The sequence below is a fragment of the Hydrogenophaga palleronii genome (genome assembly GCF_031457455.1).
Taxonomy (GTDB): domain Bacteria; phylum Pseudomonadota; class Gammaproteobacteria; order Burkholderiales; family Burkholderiaceae_C; genus Hydrogenophaga; species Hydrogenophaga palleronii_A.
Window position 1 is genome coordinate 181,679 of record NZ_JAVDWU010000010.1, and the last position, 20,879, is coordinate 202,557.

Here is a 20,879-nt window from a genome sequence, read left to right on the forward strand (position 1 = left end):
TGATGCCATGCAAATGCTTGTGATCAAACTGGCCGCCCTGGTGCGGCGCCATGCCCCGCGTTCCGCTCAGGGGCTGCTGGTCCTTCTTGCCGCCGCCGCGCTGACTGCCTGCGGCGGCGGCTCCACCACAGGTGAGGCCCAGGGGCTGACCACCGATACCGCCGCGATGCCGGCGGAGATGAAGGCGCAGACGCTACAGCAGACACAGACACCGTCCCAGACACTCCTTCAGTCGCAGCAGCTGCAGGGACCCGACGGGGTGGCGCGAGCCATGGCTGTGCAGATGCAGTCATTGCCGGTGCAAGGCCCCGGCCTGGGCAACCTCAGCTACTCACAGGCCGAGCTGTTCACGCCCATTTCCTGGATACGGCGCGACGAACAAGGCACGCCGGCCACCTACCCCGGGCGCAAGGCCTTTGGCCTGAACGTGGGCATCATGCACAACGGCTATTTCCTGACCGTGTTCACGCCCGACAGCGGCCTGGGTCCCGGCGGCTTTCTGGTCTACGACGTGTCAAATCCCCGGTCCATCCAGTTGGTGCGGCGCATCTATGAACCCGAAGGGCGAACCTCGGAGTTCCGCGAGGCGCATGCCCTGGGTGCCTCCACCATCAATGGCAGGCAATACATCGCCGTGGCCACGACCCGCGGCGTGGAGTTCTGGGACTTCACCGACGTGCACAACGCGCAGCAGGTGCGCAAGGTGGCGTTTCCCACCGTGAACGGCGGCGACTACGCCAACGTGAGCTGGCAGTTGTGGTGGCAGGCGCCCTACCTGTACGTGGCCTCGGCCAACCACGGGGTCTACATCGTCGATGCCACCGACCCCGCCACGGCGGCACTGGCGAACCGGGGAGCCGGCAAGCCCAACCCCGTGCCCACCGGCGAGCTGGGTGGCTTCCGCGTCGGCCCCATCTTCACCATGGGCAACCACATGGTGCTCACGTCCATGGACAACAGCGACGGTTTCGCGAGCCTGGACATCTCGGACCCGCTCAACCCCAAGGTGCTGGACACGCTGAACTCGCACCCCTTCTACTACGCCACCTGTTTCGACGGGCGTACCCTCTACGCCTCGGTGCGCGGCAACGGCGCCCGCATGACGGCCTTCAACCTGGCCGACCGCAGCCGCTTCGTGCCGGAAGACAACCGCCTGGTGGTGAACGAACAGCTCTATTGCGGCACACAGGACCACTATGTGTTCCAGGGCGCGCAGTACCGCGTGCACAAGGTGGACGTGGGCAACCCCATGCAACACGTGGAAGTGGGCCAGGGCGGCCTGTTCGCGCCCGGCTCCAGCCTGGAAGCGGGTTCCGACCACGGCCAGGTGGCGCCCTTCGGCAACCTGGTGTTCGTTGGCAACGACCACGGTTCGGGAAGTGCCTTCATGGTGCACGACAGGGCGCCCGACACCACCCCGCCGGTGGTGCGCCAGGTGTCGCCGGCCAACGGCGCACTGGCGCAGGCGCTGAGCTCGCGCGTCGGACTGGGCTTGTCCGACAGCGTGCTGCCGGAAAGCGTGAACGCGACCTCGTTCATCGTCCGGCCGGTGGGCGGCAGCGCCCTGGCCGGTGTCTACAGCGCACAGCTCGGCATCATCAATTTCTCGCCCAACCAAGCGCTGCAACCCAACACCACCTACGAGGTGGTGCTGCCGGCCGGCGGCGTGAAGGACTACGCCGGCAACGGCATCGCCAGCGAATACCGCAGCACCTTCACCACCGGCAACGCCGTGAACATCGGCCTGGCCCACCACTGGAGCCTGGCCCGCACACTGGACGATCGCGTGGGCCAGAACAATGGCACCGCCAGCGGCAGCGACACGTTTGAGAGCATCGGCCTGAACTTCGCACAACGCAGTGGCGGCGTGGCACTGGGCGACGACAGCGTGGCATCGGTGTTGGCGGGCACGGCATCGGTGAGCTTCTACATGAAAACCACCCAGATCGGCAGTGCCAATGCGTGGCAGGCGCCAGGCATCTTCGGGCGCGACCAGGCGGGCGGAGCCGACGACGTGTTCTGGGGCTGGATCGACAACACCGGGCGCCTCAGCCTCTCAGTGGGCGACCCTGGCACCGGCAACCCGGGCACGAAATCGACGTCGCCTGTCAACGACGGCCAGTGGCACCACGTGGTAATGACGCGCGATGCCGCCTCCGGCGCGCAGGCCATATACGTGGACGGCGTGAAAACCTCATCGACCGGGCGCACCGGCGCGCTGGGCCTGCGCAACCGCTTCCAGCTGCTGGGCCAGATCCAGGGCAACGCCGACTTCTTCAAGGGCACACTGGCCGATGTGCGGGTCTACCAGCGCGTGCTCAGTGACAGCAACGTGGCACAGCTGCGCGCCCTGCCGGTGGTGGGCGACCCGGGCCTGGCGCAGGGTCCTCAACTGGTGGGGGGCTCGCTGTCGTTCAACCCGTCGGTGCTGGGTGGCAGCGCCCAGTACAGCTGGAACTTCGGCGACGGCACGCGCACCGCATTCACCGGGAACCCTGGCGCGTCCTACACCTACACGGCACCGGGGCACTACACGGTCACGCTCACCGTGCGCAACGCCGACGGCCTGGAAAACTACTACACCTACCCGGTGACCGTGATCCGGCCCGTGACGGCCCAGTCACCCACCCACACCACCAACATCACCGGCGACGGCAGCAGCGTCTACAGCCTCAACCCCGACAGCGGCACCGTCACCGCGCTGGACGCGCAAAGCCTGGTCAAGCGCTGGGAGGTCCGCGTGGGTCGCGAGCCCCGCACCCTGGCCCTGGGACCAGACGGGCGCCTGTGGGTGACCGTCCAGGACGAAGACCGGCTGGTGGCACTGAACCCGGCCGACGGCAGCGTCTCGACGACGGTGTCGCTGGCCTACGGCAGCGGCCCTTACGGCGTGGTGTTTTCGCCGGACCTCACGCAGGGCCTGCTCACGCTGGAACACAAGTCCACACTCGTGCGGTTCAACCCCACCACCGGCGCCACCACCGGAACGGTTGCCCTCGCCGGCGCGGTGCGTGGCATTGCAGTCAGCGCCAACTCGCAGGACGCCTACGTCACCCGCTTCAAGTCCATGATGACCGGCGGGCAACTGCACAAGGTGAATCTGGTCAACTTCACCGGAGCCACGGCCATCGCGCTGCAGGTGGACACCACCACAGTGGACGACGAAAGCCGCTCGCGCGGTGTGCCCAACTACCTGCACCAGGTGGTGATCTCGCCCGACGGCCTGCGCGCGGTGCTGCCGTCGAAAAAGGACAACATCGTGCGCGGCCGCCACCGCGACGGCCAGGACCTGCTGCACGACCGCACCGTGCGATCCATCCTGTCGCAGGTGAACCTGCCGTCGGCCAGCGAGGTGTTCGCCGAGCAGCTCGACTTCGACGACCGGGCCCCGGCGCGCGCGGCGCTGTTCGCGCCGAACGGCGACTACCTGTTCGTGGCGCAGATGGAGGGCAACCGCATCGCCATCGTCGACGCCTACAGCCGCGCCATCCGTGGCGAGATCGCCGACGTGGGGCTGGCGCCGCATGGTCTGTACCTGGATGCCGCACGCAAGCGCCTGTTCACCAACAACTTCCTGGCGCGCTCGGTGTCGGTGCACGACGTGACGGCGGTGCTCTCCGGTCAGAGCGGTGCGGCCACGCTGGTGCAAACCGTGGCCACGGTGGCGCAGGAAACCCTCACACCCGCCGCCCTGCGTGGCAAGCAGCTGTTCTACAACGCCGCCGACCGCCGCATGAGCCGCGACAACTACATGTCGTGCGCGAGCTGCCACGCCGATGGCGGCGACGACGGCATGGTGTGGGACTTTCTTCAGCGCGGCGAAGGCCTGCGGCGCACCATCAGCCTGCAGGGCCGCCAGGGCATGGGCCACGGCAACGTGCACTGGAGCGCCAACTTCGACGAGATCCAGGACTTCGAGAACGACATCCGCGGCGCCTTCGGTGGTACCGGCTTCATGAGCAATGCCGACTTCACCGCCACGTCCAACCCCCTGGGCACGCCCAAGGCCGGCCGCAGCGCGGCACTGGACGACCTGGCCGCCTACCTGCAGTCGCTCTCCCGCTACGCACGCAGCCCGGCGCGCAATGCCGACGGCAGCCTGTCGGCCAGCGCCCTGGTGGGGCGGCAGGTGTTTCAGAACGCCCAGTGTGCGAGCTGCCATGCCGGTGTCACCTTGCGCGACGGGCTTCGGCATGACGTGGGCTCCATCCAGGCCTCATCGGGCCTGGGCAACGGCCAGCCGCTGGCCGGCGTGGGCTTCGACACGCCCACGCTGTTCGGCAGCTGGTCCGCAGGGCCCTACCTGCACAACGGCCAGACGGCCTCGCTGCTAGACCTGTTCAACGCCGACCACGGCAACGCGCAGAGCCTGTCCACACAGGACCGGACGGCGCTGACCGACTACGTGCGCTCGCTCGACGCCAACAGTGCGATGCTGCGCCTGCGCTCCAGCCAGAGCAACCTGTGTGTCAATGTCCGCGGCGTATCGACCGCCAGCGGCGCCAGTGTCATCCAGTGGCCCTGTGGCACGGCGGCCAACGAACTGTTCGCCGTCAACAACATCGACGGCCACCTGCAGTTCGTCGCCAAGCACAGCGGCCTGTGCATCGCCCAGGCCAACACCACGGCGTCGGGCGGCCCGGTGGTGCAGTTGTCGTGCAACGCGGGCACCACCACACAGTGGACCTTGTCAGGATCGACCTTGCGCAACCGCGCCTCAGGCGCCTGCCTCGACGTGCCGGGTGGCTCAACAGCCCAGGACCTGGAGCTGATCACCTGGACCTGCAACAACGGCAACAACCAGAACTGGGTTCAGGCGAACGCCGTGAACTGAGCAACGGCACGCCCCTCGAAGCAGGGACGTGTCGGGAAACACCAGTCAGCTCTCACCCAGGCCGACCGGCGCAGGCGCACGCATCACGATCCGGGTGAACAGGCGATCAAACTGCGGATCGCGCGGGATGCGGGTGTTCAGCGGATCCAGGTTGGTGGCAAACGCCGCGTTGAGGGCATGCCAGTCGGCATCGGTGAGGTGCTTTTCAGCGGCAGGCAGCACCTCGGCTTCCTCGAGGTGCATGTGCCGCAGATAGAAGTCCACGTACCGGGTCACTTCGTCTTCAAAGGCCTGGCGCCGCGTCTCGCCCAGGTATTCCCAGGCCATGAGCAGGTGCATGAGTTCGCGCACCCGCGCCTCGCCGGTCATGTGGTCGCGTTCCAGCTGGTCGATGGTGGCCATCACCTGGGGTGCCGCGCGCGCCACGCGCGGGAACAGGAGGTTCGACTCCTTGGGGTGGTGCAGCTTCTCGGGAAATTCATCGATGTAGAACAGCATGGCACGCAACACATCGAAATACAGCTCGTGCTGGTCTTTACCATCGGGGTCGGGCCCGCGTTTGACCATCTGCATGAGGGACTGCAGCATCGCCGCCAGCGTGGCGTGTTCGTCGCGTATCACGCGCAGGGCTTCGTGTTTCATGGGCTTGTCTCCGTGCGGGTCAGTGCGCCTGCCTTCGGCCGTGCAACGGCATTGAGGCGAATGCCCTTAGCATCCCGCAAACGCCTGCCGCACACCTTGATGCACATCAAGCAACCCGGGCAGCGTCACCGCGCTGCAGGGTCTTTCAGCGCTTGGCGGGCGGTTTCCAGCGCTTGAGCAACAGCGCGTTGCCCACCACGCTCACCGAACTCAGCGCCATGGCCGCGCCCGCCATCACCGGGCTCAGGTAGCCCAGCGCCGCCAGCGGAATCCCTGCAGCGTTGTAGACAAAGGCCCAGAACAGGTTCTGGCGGATCTTGCGCACCGTGCGGCGTGAAATGTCCAGCGCCGCCGCCACCAGCGCCACATCACCCCGCATCAGCGTGATGCCGGCCGCGTGCATGGCCACGTCCGAGCCACCGCCCTGCGCATGGCTCATGGCCAGGCCCACGTCGGCCGCGGCCAGGGCCGGCGCGTCGTTGACGCCATCGCCCACCATGGCCACGGTGTGGGCGCCGATGTGGTCGCGGGCAGCGCCCGACTTCGCCTCGCGCTCGGCCACCGGGTTGAACTCGCCCTTGGTGGTCCAGGCCTCCGGTGCCAGGCCTTCCTGTTCGGCCATCGACACGCTGGGCGGCGCCAGCGACGTGCCCTGCTTGAGACGCTGTACCGCCGCCGCCTTGTCGCCGGGCAACACCTCGGCCATCACTTCATCGTCCCTGAGACCCAATCTGCGTGCCACGGCCAGTGCAGCGCCCCGGTTGTCGCCCGAGATCATCACCAGTCGCAAGCCATGTTCGCGCAACGTCGCCAGCGCAGGCAATGCACCGGGCTTGGGCTCATCGGCAAAAGCCAGCAAGGCCAGTGGCGCCCAGGCGCCCTCCGCGTTGGCGGCAGCCAGCACCGACACCGTGGCACCCTCGCTCTGCAGCACCTGCGCGCGCGCCGCCAGCCCGCCCATGGCCGCGCCCAGCTCGGCCATCCAGCGCAGGCTGCCCAAGGCCAGCAGCGCACCCTGCACCTTGCCCTGCGTGCCGCGCCCGGTCACCGACTGCACGTCTTCTGCGGCGTTTTCAACGATCACCAATCCACGCGCCTGTGCCGCCTCCATCACCGCGCGGGCCAGTGGATGCGCGCTTTGCGCCTGCAGCGACGCCGCCGCCTGCAGAACGGCCACCTCGTCCACGCCGGCCGCGGCCTCGATCAGGCGCAGGCGCGGGTGACCTTCGGTGAGCGTGCCCGTCTTGTCAAAGGCCACCGTGTCCACCCGGTGCGCGATCTCCAGCGCCTGCACGTCCTTGATCAGAATGCCATGCCGGGCCGCCACACCGGTGCCGGCCATGATGGCCGTGGGCGTGGCCAGCCCGAGCGCACAAGGGCAGGCAATCACCAGCACCGACACCGCATTGCGCACCGCCACTTCCATCGGCACATCGAGCTGCAGCCACACCACCAGCGTGACCAGGGCAATCACCAGCACCACCGGCACGAACACCGCCGCCACCTGGTCCACCAGTCGCTGCACAGGTGCCTTGGTGGCCTGCGCGTCCTGCACCATGGCGATGATCTGCGACAACACGCTCTGCGCCCCGATGGCGCGCACCTCCACTTCCACCGCACCTTCGCCGTTGATGGCGCCACCGGTCACGAAGTCGCCCGGCTGCTTGGGCACCGGCATGGCCTCGCCGGTCAGCATCGATTCATCGGCCTGGGTCTGGCCCAGCATCACCGTGCCGTCGGCGGCAAAGCGCTCACCAGGCAACACACGCACCCGGTCGCCAGGCAACAGCTCTTCCACCGGCACGTCCACCGCTTCGGTGCGCTTGATGTCGTCGGGCAGCAGATGGGCCTTTTCCGGGCGCAACGCGTGCAGCGCGCGAATGGCGCTGGTGGTCTGGCGCTTGGCGCGGGCTTCCAGCCACTTGCCCAGCAACACCAGCGTGATCACCACCGCCGCACCCTCGTAGTACAGATGCACCATTTCGCCAGGCTCGGCGCGCCACCACAGCCAGGTGGACAGCGCCCAACCCGCCGTGGTGCCAATGGCCACCAGCAGTTCCATGTTGCCGGTGTAGGCCTTGAGGGCATGCCAGCCTGCCCGGTAGAAACGCGCGCCCAGCACGAACTGCACCGGCGTGGCCAGCAGGAACTGGATCCAGGCCGGCAGCATCCAGTGCTTGCCAAACAGGTCGCCCACCATGGGCAAGGCCAGCGGCGCGGAGAGCAGCACGGCCAGGATCACCGGCCAGGCGTCTCGCGCAATGCCCAGGGGGCCGGTGGGGGGCGCTTCATCAGCAGCATCGGGGCTTCGCGCCTCGTAGCCCGCATCGCGCACCGCACGCTTGATCAGCGCCAGGGTCTTCCAGTCGGTTTCGCCTTCGAGCGTGACGCGGGCCGACTCGGTGGCCAAGTTGACGGTGGCACCCGTCACGCCTTGTTGCTTCTTGAGCACGCGCTCCACGCGCGACACGCAGGACGCGCAGGTCATGCCACCAATGCCCAGATCGATCACAGATTCCATGCGGCGAGCATAAGCTTTACCCCCATGGGAAGGTCAAGCCAAGGCTTGTTGCCATCTGTGACAAAACGGAGGGCTTGACCTTGACATCATGTCAAGGCTGAAACTACGCTGTGTCCGAGCAAGTCGCCGGACGGCCATTCCAGAGAACACCATGAACCAGACCTTCAACGTGCAGGGCATGACCTGCGGCCATTGTGAAAAAGCGGTCACCACTGCCATCAAGACCCTCGATCCCACCGCAGAGGTGCGCATCGACCGCGCCGCCAACAAGGTCGAAGTCTCCTCGGAGCAGCCCCCGCAAGCCATTGCCGACGTGATCCGTGAAGAAGGCTACACCGTCACCGCATGAAAGCCGCAGCCGACGCTCACACCCAGTCCCGGCCATCGCTGCGGATGCGGCAGGCCAGCCAGACCCCTGCCGGGCCGGGCTGGCCAGTGAGCATCGGTCAGGCCGCACAGCTCAGCGGCATTTCACCCAAGATGCTGCGCCACTACGAATCGCTGGGTCTGCTGGGCGAGGTGGCGCGCACCGGCAGCAATTACCGCCAGTACAGCGAAAACGACGTGCACACGCTGTGCTTCATCCGCCGCTCACGCGACATGGGCTTTGGCCTCGACGCCATCGCCGAACTGGTCAGTCTCTGGCACGACCGCCAGCGCAGCAGCGCCAGCGTCAAACAGGTGGCCCGCAAACACCTGGGCGAACTCGAAGAACGCATCGAAGCGCTTCAGGCCATGCAGCGCACACTCTCCCACCTCCTGCACCAGTGTCCAGGCGATGAGCGACCCGATTGCCCCATTCTGGATGACCTCGAGATTGGGAGCACCCCCCTGCGCCGCTGACGCGGCTTCCCCCCTCTCTTGCGCCTTCGGCTTGGAGGGGGGACGGCGGCTCGGGCCGGCGAAGCCGGACCCTTGTCGCCCCTTGTTGGGAACATCTCGCTCGCCGCAAGTCTCGGAGATGACGCGCTCGTTGCGCCACATCTCCCCGTTTGGTGTGCATGCCCGGACAGGCGCTCCGACAAAAACCGGCACATAACTTTACATTTCTGCGACCCTGCCGCACAAAGCAGAAACATGGCCCGGCCACACTGAAGCCATTCCACAGCCCGACCCCCTGTCGACGTTGCGGTAGACCTTCAACCACCAGGAGTGACCATGAAACTGTTTCCCCAACGCACCCTTGTCATCGCTGCCCTTGCCACCGCCTTCGTCGGCGTGTCGGCCACCGCCATCGCCAGCAACCCCGGTGCCATGAACAGCGATCTGCATGCCCAGCACCTCGCCCAGCGCACCCACATGGCACCCGAAGTGATCCAGCTGGCGCAGGCCGCCCAGGCCACCCAGAACGCGGAGGCCGCCGCAACCGACAGTGCCAAACCGCGCCAGGAACGGCATGCGAATCGCATGGACCGCGCCGAACGCATGGAACGCATGCAGGCCCGCATGGCCGAACGCCAGGCCAAGCTCAAGGCCGATCTGAACCTCAGCGCAGAACAAGAACCCGCATGGAACGCCTTTGTGGCGCGCATGGACGCAGCCAAGGGCTCGCATGGCCAACGGGGCCAGCGCGAACGCACCAACTGGTCCGAACTGACCACGCCCGAACGCCTCGACAAGATGCAGGCCCGCATGGCCGAGCGCGAAGCGGCCATGAACCAGCGTTTTGAGGCCATCAAGAGCTTCTACGCCAATCTCAACGCCGAACAGCAGAAGGTCTTTGACAGTCAGCGCATGGGCTCCTTCCACCGCGCCGGGATGAAAGGTGGTCATCACAAGGGTGGTCACAAGCATCACCATGGCGGCAAAGGCCATCGTGGCATGGGCATGCAGACGCCGGCCACGCCCCAGAGCTGATCTGGCATTTCCCACCCAAGCCCCGGTCCGCCGGGGCTTTTTTTCGTCTGGCTCTGAGGCGCTTGACCGGTGCTTGATGTGAATCAAGCCCTCACACCGTACTGCCCCCTATGCTGCACCGACATGGATTTTGACCTCATCATCGTGGGTGCAGGCCCGGCTGGTCTGTGCCTGGCCCGTGCGTTGCGTGACACCGGCCTGCGCATCTGCCTTGTTGAAAAGCAACCCAGAAGCGCCCTGCAGCAACCCGGCTTCGATGGCCGGGAAATCGCCCTGACCCACCACAGCACGATGCTGCTGCAGCACCTCGGCATCTGGTCGCACCTGGGTGACGAGTGCATTGCCGCCATCAAACTGGCCCTGGTGATGAACGGCCCGCAGGGCCCCGGTCAATCCCGCATGGCGATCAGCCACAGCCTGAGCCCCAAACCCGAGTTGGGCCACCTGGTCGGCAACCACCACATTCGCCGTGCGGCCTGGGCAGCGAACTTCAACACCTCGGACCCGGGCGAAGCCCCGGAACTGCGCTGCGGCGAAGGCGTTGCCCAGCTGTACACCGACAGCCAGGGCGCCCGTGTCACGCTGGACAGCGGACAACAACTCACCGCCCGCCTGGTGGTGGCCGCAGACAGCCGGCATTCGACCACGCGCCGCCACATGGGCATCAACGCCGACCTGCACGACTACGGGCGCAGCATGGTCGTGAGCTGCATGACCCACGACAAACCCCACCACGACACGGCCGTGGAATGGTTCGACCAGGGCCAGACGATCGCCTTGCTGCCGATGAACCCCTGCCCGGCCACCCACAGGCACCGCTCCTCGGTGGTGCTGACCCTGGCCGACCACGAACTGCAGCCGCTCATGGCGCTTGACGAAGAGGCCTGGGGTCAGGCCATGACGCAGCGCTGTGATCACCACCTGGGCACCATGCAGGCCGCCAGCACCCGCCACGCCTACCCGCTGGTGGGTGTGTGGGCCCGCCGCTTTGTGGCAGAGCGCTTTGCGCTGGTGGGCGATGCCGCGGTCGGCATGCACCCTGTCACGGCCCACGGCTTCAACCTGGGGCTGCGTAGTGTGGACGTGCTGTCAAACGCCATCGCGGCGGCACACCAGCAGGGCAAGGACATTGCCGCTTCTCCCTTGCTGCAGGCCTACCAGCAGGCCCACCGCCGGGCCAGCCGCGGCCTTTTCCTGGCCACACACGCCCTGGCCACGCTCTACATCAAGGAGCAACCTCCCGCGCGTTTGCTGCGCCATGCCCTGGTGCGCCTGGGTGAACACGTCACGCCGTTCAAGAAGGCCGTGGCGGGCAGCCTGACCGGCCTGGCCTGAGCCTTCTCAGACGCCGGAGAGCCGTCCCACAGGTTCGCACAAGCTCGTTCCAGCCGGGTTGCCTATCTGCACAGCGTGCGGGCATCATGTGCCTCACAAGCGTCCCACACGGCCTGGCAGAACGCCACACTGCGCCCGCAGTCTGCCCCAGGTCGAGAACCTTCCCGATCACGGCTTCTTCAGCCGACCGTGCCCAAACATCGAGCCACCATGGACAAACACTACCTCACCCCTTTGTTCCAGCCGGACACCATTGCGGTGTTCACCGGCGCCGCTTCCGAAACCGGCCAGCCCGTACCACAGGGCAGACAGCTCATGGACGCGCTGCGCGCCCAGCGCTTTGCCGGCACCCTGGTGTTCCTGGACGTGCACACCACCGGTACCCTGGCCGACCTGGCTCAGACCAGGGCCGATCTCGCGATCATCTGCCTGCCGCACGCCGAAGCGCTCGAAGCGCTGGAAGTGGCAGGGCGCATCAAGTGCCGTGCCGCGCTGGTGATCGGCAGCGGTACACCGGCCGATGTGGCCACCACCATGCACCGCACCGCCCAGCGCCATGGCATGCACCTGCTCGGACCCAACAGCCTGGGCTTCCAGCGTCCAGCGCGCATGCTCAACGCCAGCGTGGTCGGGCCACTGGCGGCGGCGGGCTCGCTGGCCCTGGTGTCGCAGTCGGGTGCGCTCACCGCCTCCATCCTCGACTGGGCCAGCCAGAACAGCGTCGGCTTTTCCACCGTGGTCTCGCTCGGCCCCAACACCTGTGTGGACATGGCACAGGTGCTGGACTATCTGGCGTCCGACCCACACACCCACAGCATCGTGGTGTACCTGGAAGGCATCTCCAGTGCGCGACGCTTCATGAGCGCCTTGCGCGCAGCGGCCAACGCCAAACCGGTGGTGGTGCTCAAGGCGGGCCGCAAGTCCGCCGGCAATCAGGCCGCCCAGACCCACAGCGGCGCCATCGTGGGCAGCGACGACGTGTTCGACGCCGCCTTGCGCCGGGCCGGCGCGGTGCGTGTGCGCTCGTTTGTGGAGTTGTTTTCCGCAGCGAAATGCCTGGCCTCGCGCTACCGCCCGGTGGGCAAACGCCTGGCTATCGTCACCAATGGTGGTGGCCCCGGCGTTTTGGCGGCCGACTGGGTCAGCGAGATCGAACTCGAACTCGGCGTGCTCTCAAGCGAAAGCGCCCAGGCACTTCAAACCCAGCTGGCGCCCCTGGCCTCGCTGACCGACCTGATCGACCTTTCCGAGGAAGCCACACCTGCCCACTACCGCGCGGCCATAGAAGCTGCCGGCAAAGACCGCGCAGTGGACGGCGTGCTGGTGGTGCATTCGCCCAAGGCGGGCGTGAACGCCGCGGATGTGGCCCGCGCCATGTCCGACCTGAAGGATCGCCTGGGCAAGCCCCTGCTGTGCTGCTGGATGGGCGACGCGTCGGTGGGCGAGGCGCGCGAGGTACTGGCGGGTGCCTCGATTCCCTCCTTTCGCACCCCGGAAGCCGCGGTGGGCGCTTTCGGCAACATCGCCAGCTTCTACGAAAACCAGCAACTGCTGCAGCAGACACCGCCGCCCCTGTCCACCTTGGCCCAACCCGACATCGAAGGCGCCCGGCTGCTGATCGAAAACGTGCTGGCTGAGCGCCGCCAGGTGCTCACCGAGATGGAATCCAAGGCCTTGCTGTCGGCCTTCCACATCCCGGTCACCCAGACCATCTTGGCGCGCACGCCCGTAGAAGCCATGATGATCGCCACCCAGCTGGGCTACCCGGTGGCACTGAAGATCGATTCGCCCGACGTGACCCACAAATCCGACGTGAGCGGCGTGGCGCTCAACGTCATGAACGCCGTGGGCGTGCGCGATGTGTTCCTCACCATGATGCAGACCGTGGCCAAGCTGCAGCCCGGTGCGCGCATCAATGGCGTGACGATCCAGAAAATGGCACGCAACCACCGCGGGCGCGAACTCTACATCGGCCTGGTCACTGACGACCCATTCGGCCCGGTGATCGCCTTCGGCGCCGGCGGCACCATGATCGAACTGATCAACGACCGTGCCATGGAACTGCCCCCCCTCAACCAGTTCCTGGCGCGCCGGCTCATCCAACGTTCACGCGTCAATCAAACCCTGGACGAATGGCGCGGTGCCAGCGCGGTCGATCGCAACGCACTGGAACACGTGCTGCTGCGGGTGTCTGAAATGGTGTGCGAACTGCCGCAACTGCGCGAGATGGACATCAACCCCATCATCGTCGACTCTGGTGGCGCGGTGGCGGTGGATGCCCGCATCGTGGTCACCAACACGCCTGCGACTGCCCGCCACCACAGCCACCTGGCCATCCTGCCCTACCCGGCCCGCTTCGAGCAGGTGTGGCCCATGCGCGGCGGCGGCGAATACACCATTCGCCCCATCCACCCCGACGACGCCCAGATGCTTCAAGACCTGGTGCAAAGCCTTTCACCGGAAAGCCGGTACTTCCGCTTCGTGTCGGCGCTGCGTGAGCTGCCGCCCAGCATGCTTTCGCGCCTGACCCTGATCGACTACGACCGGGAAATGGCCCTGGTGGCCATCCACCGCGAAACCAAGCCAGGCGCCAACGGCGACTCGCAGGAAATCGAGCGCATCGTGGGCGTGTCGCGCTACATCACCAACCCGGACAAGGCCAGCGCCGAGTTCTCGCTGGTGGTGGCCGACGACTTCAACGGCAAGGGTCTGGGCTCGCGGCTGATGCTCAGCATCATGGAAGCGGCGCGTGAAAAGGGGCTGACCGAGATCGAAGGACTGGTTCTGGTCAATAACCCCAGCATGCTCAAGCTCATGAAAAGCCTGGGTTTTGCTGTCAAGCGCTTCGGGGAAGACCCCGATTTCATGATCGTCAGCCACCCACTGTGACCTGCTTAGCCTCGGTTTTCCCCGGGGGCAGATTCGGACTCGGCAGGGACCAAAATGACTGGCTTGCTTGTGCCTTCTTATTCTTCTATAGCTTTAATTCAAATTAGTAGCAGTAGTAGAAGGCGGCCTTTTTTGTGGAAAAGCGCATTTTTTGCATGTCTGACAAGCACTTGGCGAGCGCACAACCATGTGTGAACCGCCCTTGTCCTGAAAACCGGCAGCAGGGACAAGTTCGGAAAGTGATCACAGTCTGTGGATAACATATGAATTATTAGAAACTTATGCACAGCTTTGTTAAAAACTGGCCAGCACCAGAACCGGGAATGCTGGTGAAACTCTGGATGCTGTTCGCTGCCCTGGGTGCGGCCGGTGCCGTCATGGCAGTGACACCCTCGGGGGCGGAAGTCCCCAGCGGTGGTCGTTCCCACAGCATGGTGTCGCTGGCAGCCGACACCCGCGTGGAGGGCATCGCGTTTTCGGAGATCTCCGGACTGGCTTGGGATGCCGAGGAACAATGGCTTTATGCGGTTTCTGACAGAGGCAAGCTGTTTCGCTTGCGGCTGCGCATTGAAAACGGCGAATTGCGCGCTGTCGTGCCGGTGGCGGCGGTGATGATCAAGTCATCAGCAGGAAGCCTGGGGCAACGGTCGGGGTTCGACGCGGAAGGTCTTGCCTTGCGGCGAATCATGGGAGATCCCGCCCAGGGGTCCCACCGAATGGAGTTGCTTGTGGCCACCGAAGGCACGCCCCGGGTGCTGCGTGTGGATCCTTCAGGAGAGGTGCTGGGTGAACTCCCGCTGATGACCGACCTGGCCGACGCAAAACGGTACGCAGACGACAACAGCATGCTGGAAGCGGTGGCGATCCACCCGGTTCACGGTGTGCTGGTGGCGCCCGAGCGTCCGCTTCGCAGCGAAAAACGCCCGGCAGGTCACCGCATTCAGACGGTCGATCGCCGCTGGCACATCCAGGCACTGGACCCGGCGAAATCCCACCTCAAAGCCATGGATGTGCTGGACGATGGTCAGCTTCTGGTGCTGGAGCGATCGGGTAGCGGTAAACGATTGATCAACACGCTGAGAAGCGTCAAGCTTGAAACCTGCACAGGCCCGTCACCGTGTCCCATGCAGACCTTGTTGCACCTCGATCAGGCCGGCGGGGCCGAGAACTTTGAAGGCATGGCCTACCTGGGCCACGGGCAGGTGCTGCTGGCCAGCGACAACCGGGGCAAGAAGAACACCCCGACGGTGTTTCTTCTGGTGAACCCAGCGCTCACTGAAAGCTGTCACAACCGGTCACGGCATCGAGGTTCTGCCGCCTGGCCCGGCTGCTAAGATGGGCGGCTGTTCAGCCGCATTCGCCGGCTGCCCCAGCCCCGGCCCTGTCGGCTTCCCGAGACCCCTTGCCTCATGTCCGTTGCCCTCGCTGCCAACGCGCCCACCAGCTTCGAGATCAAGAGCGCCAATCTGCCCCTGGTGGCATTGCTGCTCAAATCCGCCGATCTGACCCGGCTCAGTGCCGAATTCGCCCAGCGCTTCGGCGACATGCCTGATTTTTTCGATCACGACCCCATGGTGATCGACCTCGGCCCGCTCCAGCAGGCCGAACCCGGTGCCGGCACCGACTTCGCCGCCCTGCTGGCCTTGTTGCGCAGTTACCGGCTCAACCCGATCGCGGTGCGCGGCGGCGACGATACCCAGATGGCCCAGGCGGTGGACGCCGGTCTCACACCCGCCCCTGACGCCACCCTGCAGCGCGCCGCACCGGCTCAGTCACCCGAACCCATTGCTCCGCAGCCGGTGGCAGAACCCGCGGCCCAGCCGCAGCCTGCCCCCGGCGCGCTGGTGATCGACAAGCCCTTGCGCTCCGGCCAGCAGGTTTACGCCCGCGGGCGCGATCTGGTCGTCATGGCCATGGTCAACCCCGGTGCCGAGGTCATCGCCGACGGCCACATCCACGTGTACGCGCCGCTGCGCGGCAAGGCCATCGCCGGTGCCCGCGGCAATGGCGACGCGCGCATCTTTGCGCTGTCCATGGCACCCGAACTCATCTCGATCGCCGGCATCTACCGCACCAGCGAGGTCCCGCTGCCGCAGAGCATCCAGGGCAAGGCCGCCCAGGTCCGCCTGGTGCCAGGCCCCGAAGGCGACAAGCTTGTGATCGACCCCATGTCGCTGTGAGGCCACCTGCCCCGCCGCTTACCCATCCTGATCCAGAAAGACCTTTCACCATGACCAAAATCGTTGTCGTCACTTCCGGCAAAGGCGGTGTGGGCAAGACCACCACCAGCGCCAGCTTCGCTTCCGGCCTTGCCCTGCGTGGCCACAAAACCGCCGTGATCGACTTCGATGTCGGCCTGCGCAACCTCGATCTCATCATGGGTTGTGAGCGGCGCGTGGTCTACGACCTGATCAACGTGATCCAGGGCGAAGCCAACCTGAACCAGGCGCTCATCAAGGACAAACAGTGCGACAACCTGTTCGTGTTGGCCGCCAGCCAGACCCGCGACAAGGACGCGCTGAGCCAGGAAGGTGTGCACAAGGTGCTGACCGACCTGTCCGAAATGGGCTTTGAATACATCGTCTGCGACTCGCCCGCCGGCATCGAGACGGGCGCGCTCATGGCCATGCACTACGCCGACGAAGCGCTCATCGTGACCAACCCCGAGGTCTCCAGCGTGCGCGACTCCGACCGTATCCTGGGCATGCTGGGCAGCAAGACGCAGCGCGCCATCGACGGCAAGGACCCGATCAAGGAACACCTGCTGATCACGCGCTACAACCCCGGCCGCGTGGCCGAAGGGCAGATGCTCTCGCTCGAAGACATCCAGGACATCCTGCGCATTCCCCTGATCGGCGTGATCCCCGAAAGCGAAAACGTGCTCACCGCGTCCAACCAGGGCATGCCGGCCATCCACCTCAAGGGCACCGATGTGGCCGAGGCCTACAGCGATGTGATCGACCGTTTTCTGGGCGCCGAGAAGCCCTTGCGCTTCATCGAGGCCGAAAAGTCCGGCTTCTTCAAGCGCCTGTTCGGAGGAAAGTAAGACATGTCGTTTCTCTCCTTCTTTCTGGGTGAAAAAAAGAAGACCGCCAGCGTTGCCAAAGAGCGCCTTCAGATCATCCTGGCGCACGAGCGCAGCGGCCGCAACGCCTCCGAGCCCGACTACCTGCCCGCGCTGCAACGCGAACTGGTCGCCGTGATCGGCAAGTACATCAAGATCAACCCGGACGACATCAAGGTTCAGCTCGACCGCCAGGACAACCTGGACGTGCTGGAAGTGAAGATCGAGCTGCCCGATCGGAAGTAGCCGCTTCAGCGCGAGGGTTGGGTAAAGGCCAATGCCCGACTGTGGTGCTGCCACCAAAGCGGTGAAGGCGTCCATTCCCTGCGCCAGAGGGGAAGCCCTTCCAGGGACACCGAAGATCCGGCTCCGCCGGTCCAAGGTGTCGCCCCCCTTTTCAAGGGGGGACGCGCGCAGCGCGGCGGGGGGTCATATCATCCACTCATGCTGATCGAAACCCTGGGCGCTGCCCGCGACATGGGGCGTCTCAACGCCATCCTGGGGGTGCTCATTCGCCACGGGTTTGGCGACAGTGTGCGCCGGCTGGGTCTTGCCGACAGCCTGGAAAAAGCCGGACATGTGCTGCATTGGGAACACGCCGCCGATCTCGCCCGGCTGGAACCACCGGTGCAAGTGCGCCTGGCGCTGGAAGAGCTGGGCCCGGCCTTCGTGAAACTCGGTCAGGTGCTGGCGGGCCGGGCCGATCTGTTCGGGCCCGAATGGATCGCCGAGTTCGAGAAGTTGCACAGCCATGTGCCTGCCGTGCCGCTGGAAACGCTGCGCCCGCAGCTGGCCGAAGACCTGGGTGGCGATCCCGAAACCGTGTTTGTCCGCTTCGATCCGGAGCCGCTGGCCGCGGCGTCCATCGCACAGGTCCACCGCGCGCAGCTCCACGACGGCACCGAAGTGATCGTGAAGATCCGTCGCCCGGGCATCGCCACCATCATTGAAGCCGACCTGCGCCTGCTGGGGCGCATGGCCACGGTGGCCGAAACCGAGCTGCCCTACCTCAAGCCCTACCGGCCCCGGCAACTGGTGCGCGAACTGGCGCGCTCGCTCAAGGCAGAACTTGATCTGGCCAGCGAATGCCGGAACGCCGAACGCGTGGCCGCCAATTTCGTTGATCAGCCGTGGATCGTGGTGCCGCGCGTGCACTGGGCGCACACCAGTGAGCGGGTCAATGTGCAGGACTACATCGACGGTGTGCCGGGCCACGACCTCCATCGCCTGGAATCCGAGGGCCTGAACCGCCAGCTGCTGGCGAGCAGGGGCAGTCAGGCCGTACTCAAGATGATTGTGGAAGACGGCCTCTTCCATGCCGATCCCCACCCGGGCAACGTGTTCTACCTGCCCGACAACCGCATCGCCTTCATCGACTTCGGCATGATCGGGCGCCTGTCGCATCGCCGCCGCGAGGAACTGCTTGCCTTGTTGCTGGGCCTGGTCGAGCGCAACGCCCAGACCGTGGCTGACGTGCTGCTGGACTGGACCGGCGACGACCACGTCGTGCAACTGGCCTTGCTGGAAACCGAGATCGAAGCCTTTGTGGACCAATACCACGGCATTCCCCTGGCGCAGCTGAACCTGGGCCAGATGCTGGCCGACGTGACCGCCCTGCTGCGCGAACACCATCTGGGTTTGCCGAGCGACATGGCACTGCTCATCAAGGCCTTCATCACGCTCGAAGGCATGGGCCGCAACCTGGACCCGGGCTTTCACATGACCACCGAAGCCCTGCCCCTGCTCAAGCAAGTGGTGAAGGCCCGCTACGAACCGAAAGCCATGGCCACCCGCGCCTGGCACACCCTGCGGCGCACCCTGGCGGTGGCCGAACAGTTGCCGCATGACGTGTCGCGGCTGTTGCGCAACGCCCGCCGGGGCAAGGTGCAGGTGGGCATCGAACTCGCCCACCTCAAGCGCGTGGGCGACCAGATCGACCGCGCAGCCAACCGGCTCGCCATGGCCCTGGTCGTCGCTTCGCTGGTGATCGGCTCGTCCATCGTCATGACGGTGCAAGGCGGCCCCACCTTGTTTGGCCTGCCGGCGTTCGGCTTTCTGGGCTTCGCCGGTGCCGTGGTGTGCGGACTGTGGCTGATTCGGGCCATCTGGCGCAGCAGCCGCGGGCGCGACGTCTGAGCCGAACCTTCCCTGGTGACGCTGCGCGGCCGCCGCATCGGGCAGCCGCTGCCACAGGCCTCACGAAGCTTGGCCTCTCCCTGGCCGTCCCAGCAGCCTGAGCAGGGCGCGTTCGGCATTGCGCAGCCCATGCAAAGGAGGCGTGCGAGCGGGCGCGGGCCAGTCGGCCGCGCCCTTCTCCAGGCATTGCTGCACCGCCGGATGGATATAGAACTTGCGGCACACGGTCTGCGTGTTGCCGATCTGTCGCGCCACCTGGCGCACCACCTCATTCCAGTGAGCCTTGGCCCCACGGGGGTCGGCGGGTGGCTGCGGACACAGGTCCATCAGCAGTTCCAGGGCCTGCACGCTGGCGTTCCAGGTGCGGAAATCCTTGGCGGTGAAGTCGTGCCCGCTGACCCGACGAAGGTAGGTGTTCACATGGGTGGAACGCACGGCGTGGCGCTGGCCGGTTTCATCGATGTACTGGAACAGGTGTTGCCCCGGCAGTTCCTGGCAACGCCGCACGATGCGAGCGGCCTGCGGGTCTTTTAGCCGCGCCTTCTGCTCAATGCCGCTCTTGCCCCGGAACGCGATCAGTAACTCGCCCGCCCTCGCATGCACGTGCCGGTTGCGCAAGGTGGTCAGGCCGAACGAACCGTTGTCGGCCATGTAGGCCTCGTTGCCCACGCGCATGGCAGTGCGGTCCAGCAGGCGCACGATGGTGGCCACCACGGTGTCCATGCCCAGCTCGCCGCCGCGCAGGTGTCGCGCCACCGCCCGCCGGATGCGCGACAGGGCTTTGCCGAAGTCGTGCATGCGATCGAACTTGTGCTGGTCCTGTTGCGCCTGCCACGCCGGGTGGTAGCGGTACTGTTTGCGCCCGCGCGCGTCCCGGCCGGTGGCTTGCAGGTGGCCGTGCGCGTTTGGGCAGATCCAGACGTCGGTGTAGGCCGGCGGTATGGCCAGTTGGCGTATGCGCTGCAGCGCGTTCGCGTCGCGCACCGGGGCTCCTGAGGGGGTCACATACGAAAAACCACGTCCACGCCGCACACGGCGCCAGCCGCGCTGGTCGGCATGGACATAGACGAGCTTCGGCGTTTTCAAGGCAGGGCAGCGGAGCAGCTCACAAAGCGAGCTTCTTCTCTGGCGGTGGATGGCCCGGTTTGTCCGAAGGCGGGTCATGTGCAATCACCGCGATGCTGCCGTCGGGTTCCAGGATGGCCCATTTCACTTCCGAGAGCACCTCCATGCCCGCCTTGTGCATTTCGCTGAAGACTTCCGCAGGCGTCACCCGGGTGTGGTTCATAGCGGCTTCAATGAACCGGCCGTTGTGCACCAGCACGGTCGGCCTGCCCGAGACCAGGGTTTCAAAAACCTCAAACCGCTGCGCCAGCATCGACGTGACAAAAACCAGCACAAACAGGGTGGCCGCTGCGGTGAGCGCGGTGGTCAGGGAATAGTCGCTGCCCACGGCGGCCTGTGCCACGATCTCGGGAATCATCAGCAGGGACACCAGTTCGAGCGGCGACAGCTGACCGAACTCGCGCTTGCCGAGGACCCGCAGCCCCACCAGCACAAACAGATAGATGACAGCGATGCGAAGCACGGTGTCCATGTGC

The 20,879-nt window shown here is 65.9% G+C and carries 15 protein-coding genes; 11 read left to right on the forward strand and 4 right to left on the reverse strand.

Features of this window, described 5'->3' with window-relative positions:
• Positions 1–7 precede the first annotated feature (7 nt).
• Positions 8–4,834 carry a LamG-like jellyroll fold domain-containing protein gene (locus tag J2W49_RS20870; protein ID WP_310320758.1) on the forward strand — a complete coding sequence of 1,609 codons (4,827 nt, stop codon included), beginning with the start codon at positions 8–10 and terminating at the stop codon, positions 4,832–4,834.
• Positions 4,835–4,879: 45 nt separating this feature from the next.
• Here J2W49_RS20870 and J2W49_RS20875 read toward each other — a convergent pair whose 3' ends face one another.
• Together J2W49_RS20875 and J2W49_RS20880 are read right to left on the reverse strand one after the other, a co-directional pair.
• Entirely contained in the window at positions 4,880–5,476 is a 597-nt protein-coding gene (locus tag J2W49_RS20875; RefSeq protein WP_310320760.1) for a hemerythrin domain-containing protein, read from the reverse strand.
• Between the two features lie 145 nt (positions 5,477–5,621).
• Complete coding sequence (locus J2W49_RS20880) at positions 5,622–7,997, reverse strand: heavy metal translocating P-type ATPase (protein WP_310320762.1); 2,376 nt, start codon at positions 7,995–7,997, stop codon at positions 5,622–5,624.
• A gap of 151 nt (positions 7,998–8,148) precedes the next feature.
• Between J2W49_RS20880 and J2W49_RS20885 the strand changes: the two genes are divergently transcribed.
• From J2W49_RS20885 to J2W49_RS20930, 10 genes are all read left to right on the forward strand, one after another.
• Positions 8,149–8,346, forward strand: a complete 198-nt coding sequence (locus tag J2W49_RS20885; protein WP_310320764.1) for a heavy-metal-associated domain-containing protein — start codon at positions 8,149–8,151, stop codon at positions 8,344–8,346.
• 44 nt (positions 8,347–8,390) lie between these two features.
• Positions 8,391–8,840, forward strand: coding sequence for a Cu(I)-responsive transcriptional regulator (gene cueR / locus J2W49_RS20890; RefSeq protein ID WP_310320881.1), 450 nt, complete (start codon positions 8,391–8,393; stop codon positions 8,838–8,840).
• Between the two features lie 315 nt (positions 8,841–9,155).
• Positions 9,156–9,854: a Spy/CpxP family protein refolding chaperone gene (locus J2W49_RS20895; protein ID WP_310320766.1), complete on the forward strand. Its 699-nt coding sequence runs from the start codon at positions 9,156–9,158 to the stop codon at positions 9,852–9,854.
• A gap of 123 nt (positions 9,855–9,977) precedes the next feature.
• On the forward strand, positions 9,978–11,189 hold the full coding sequence (ubiM, locus tag J2W49_RS20900; protein WP_310320768.1) for a 5-demethoxyubiquinol-8 5-hydroxylase UbiM: 1,212 nt from the start codon (positions 9,978–9,980) through the stop codon (positions 11,187–11,189).
• A gap of 210 nt (positions 11,190–11,399) precedes the next feature.
• Positions 11,400–14,078: a bifunctional acetate--CoA ligase family protein/GNAT family N-acetyltransferase gene (locus J2W49_RS20905; RefSeq protein ID WP_310320770.1), complete on the forward strand. Its 2,679-nt coding sequence runs from the start codon at positions 11,400–11,402 to the stop codon at positions 14,076–14,078.
• 323 nt (positions 14,079–14,401) lie between these two features.
• Positions 14,402–15,412, forward strand: a complete 1,011-nt coding sequence (locus tag J2W49_RS20910) for an esterase-like activity of phytase family protein (RefSeq protein WP_310320772.1) — start codon at positions 14,402–14,404, stop codon at positions 15,410–15,412.
• A 75-nt stretch (positions 15,413–15,487) separates the two neighbouring features.
• Positions 15,488–16,258, forward strand: coding sequence for a septum site-determining protein MinC (minC, locus tag J2W49_RS20915; protein WP_310320774.1), 771 nt, complete (start codon positions 15,488–15,490; stop codon positions 16,256–16,258).
• Between the two features lie 50 nt (positions 16,259–16,308).
• Positions 16,309–17,124, forward strand: a complete 816-nt coding sequence (gene minD / locus J2W49_RS20920; RefSeq protein ID WP_310320776.1) for a septum site-determining protein MinD — start codon at positions 16,309–16,311, stop codon at positions 17,122–17,124.
• A 3-nt stretch (positions 17,125–17,127) separates the two neighbouring features.
• On the forward strand, positions 17,128–17,388 hold the full coding sequence (gene minE / locus J2W49_RS20925; protein WP_310320778.1) for a cell division topological specificity factor MinE: 261 nt from the start codon (positions 17,128–17,130) through the stop codon (positions 17,386–17,388).
• Positions 17,389–17,586: 198 nt separating this feature from the next.
• The gene (locus J2W49_RS20930; protein ID WP_310320781.1) at positions 17,587–19,278 is read left to right on the forward strand and encodes an ABC1 kinase family protein; all 1,692 of its coding nucleotides are present in this window, start codon (positions 17,587–17,589) and stop codon (positions 19,276–19,278) included.
• A gap of 60 nt (positions 19,279–19,338) precedes the next feature.
• On the opposite strand, the gene J2W49_RS20935 is transcribed toward J2W49_RS20930, so the two are convergent.
• Together J2W49_RS20935 and J2W49_RS20940 are read right to left on the reverse strand one after the other, a co-directional pair.
• Entirely contained in the window at positions 19,339–20,364 is a 1,026-nt protein-coding gene (locus J2W49_RS20935; RefSeq protein ID WP_310320782.1) for a DNA topoisomerase IB, read from the reverse strand.
• A gap of 19 nt (positions 20,365–20,383) precedes the next feature.
• Positions 20,384–20,875, reverse strand: a complete 492-nt coding sequence (locus J2W49_RS20940; protein ID WP_310320785.1) for a DUF421 domain-containing protein — start codon at positions 20,873–20,875, stop codon at positions 20,384–20,386.
• Positions 20,876–20,879: the final 4 nt, after the last annotated feature.

What these genes read in the sequence shown, in the direction of transcription:
- J2W49_RS20870 (WP_310320758.1), top strand. Translation starts at nt 8, where the DNA reads ATGCAAATGCTTGTGATCAAACTGGCCGCCCTGGTGCGGCGCCATGCC.
- J2W49_RS20875 (WP_310320760.1), bottom strand. Translation starts at nt 5,476, where the DNA reads ATGAAACACGAAGCCCTGCGCGTGATACGCGACGAACACGCCACGCTG.
- J2W49_RS20880 (WP_310320762.1), bottom strand. Translation starts at nt 7,997, where the DNA reads ATGGAATCTGTGATCGATCTGGGCATTGGTGGCATGACCTGCGCGTCC.
- J2W49_RS20885 (WP_310320764.1), top strand. Translation starts at nt 8,149, where the DNA reads ATGAACCAGACCTTCAACGTGCAGGGCATGACCTGCGGCCATTGTGAA.
- cueR (WP_310320881.1), top strand. Translation starts at nt 8,391, where the DNA reads ATGCGGCAGGCCAGCCAGACCCCTGCCGGGCCGGGCTGGCCAGTGAGC.
- J2W49_RS20895 (WP_310320766.1), top strand. Translation starts at nt 9,156, where the DNA reads ATGAAACTGTTTCCCCAACGCACCCTTGTCATCGCTGCCCTTGCCACC.
- ubiM (WP_310320768.1), top strand. Translation starts at nt 9,978, where the DNA reads ATGGATTTTGACCTCATCATCGTGGGTGCAGGCCCGGCTGGTCTGTGC.
- J2W49_RS20905 (WP_310320770.1), top strand. Translation starts at nt 11,400, where the DNA reads ATGGACAAACACTACCTCACCCCTTTGTTCCAGCCGGACACCATTGCG.
- J2W49_RS20910 (WP_310320772.1), top strand. Translation starts at nt 14,402, where the DNA reads ATGCTGGTGAAACTCTGGATGCTGTTCGCTGCCCTGGGTGCGGCCGGT.
- minC (WP_310320774.1), top strand. Translation starts at nt 15,488, where the DNA reads ATGTCCGTTGCCCTCGCTGCCAACGCGCCCACCAGCTTCGAGATCAAG.
- minD (WP_310320776.1), top strand. Translation starts at nt 16,309, where the DNA reads ATGACCAAAATCGTTGTCGTCACTTCCGGCAAAGGCGGTGTGGGCAAG.
- minE (WP_310320778.1), top strand. Translation starts at nt 17,128, where the DNA reads ATGTCGTTTCTCTCCTTCTTTCTGGGTGAAAAAAAGAAGACCGCCAGC.
- J2W49_RS20930 (WP_310320781.1), top strand. Translation starts at nt 17,587, where the DNA reads ATGCTGATCGAAACCCTGGGCGCTGCCCGCGACATGGGGCGTCTCAAC.
- J2W49_RS20940 (WP_310320785.1), bottom strand. Translation starts at nt 20,875, where the DNA reads ATGGACACCGTGCTTCGCATCGCTGTCATCTATCTGTTTGTGCTGGTG.